This is a genomic window from Algibacter sp. L4_22 (assembly GCF_023473045.1).
GTDB lineage: Bacteria > Bacteroidota > Bacteroidia > Flavobacteriales > Flavobacteriaceae > Algibacter.
Map to the genome: position 1 here is coordinate 1 of NZ_JAMCOK010000071.1, position 662 is coordinate 662.

1 protein-coding gene is annotated in these 662 nt (G+C 47.1%); it reads left to right on the top strand.

Translation table 11 applies throughout. The annotated features are described in order from the left end of the window. The coding region (locus tag M4I23_RS19620; protein ID WP_249755546.1) for a hypothetical protein at positions 1–355 on the top strand (355 nt) is incomplete at its 5' end. Positions 356–662: the final 307 nt, after the last annotated feature.

Below are 662 nucleotides of genomic sequence, written 5' to 3' on the forward strand. Positions count from 1 at the left end.
GACCTTCAACATTTGTAGGACCATGAGGCAGAGTGGTGAGCTCCAATCGGTATCTGCCATATCCCACAAAGAAAAGATGAAGAAGGAGAATGAACAAAAAACTGCAAAACAAGAGTTTATGGTTGGGGATTTGGTGCTTGTAGACAGCTCCGGGGTGCCTTGTCTTCCGGGCAAGCTCAAGTCCAAATGGACTGGCCCTTACTTGATTACCCAACTATTCCCTCATGGAGCAGTTGAGTTGGAAACTAAGGAGGGTGTGCGGTTCAAGGTGAATGGACAGCACATAAAAATCTATTTTGGGCATGCTGAATCGGCGAATGAAGTGATAGAGGCATACCATCTTGATGAAGTCTGAGTAATCAAGTGGCCCCAGTCGTGCCGCGACATTAAATCAGGCGCTTGTTGGGAGGCAACCCAATACTTATCGTCTTTTTAGTAATGGTAGCATTTTTCTATTAATGGGTTTTAAATTTGCAGGCACATCACCAGGAAATTCTGCAGAAAATTACTCTGCAGCAGTCACTGACGGATACATCGACGGACCGTTGCGCCTGCGACGGACCGTCGTATGCCTCCGTCGTACCAGGTACGTCTTTCTGTTATTTTCAAACTAGGGCACACACGACGGAACCAACGATGGGTCGTCACAACTGCGAAAGACC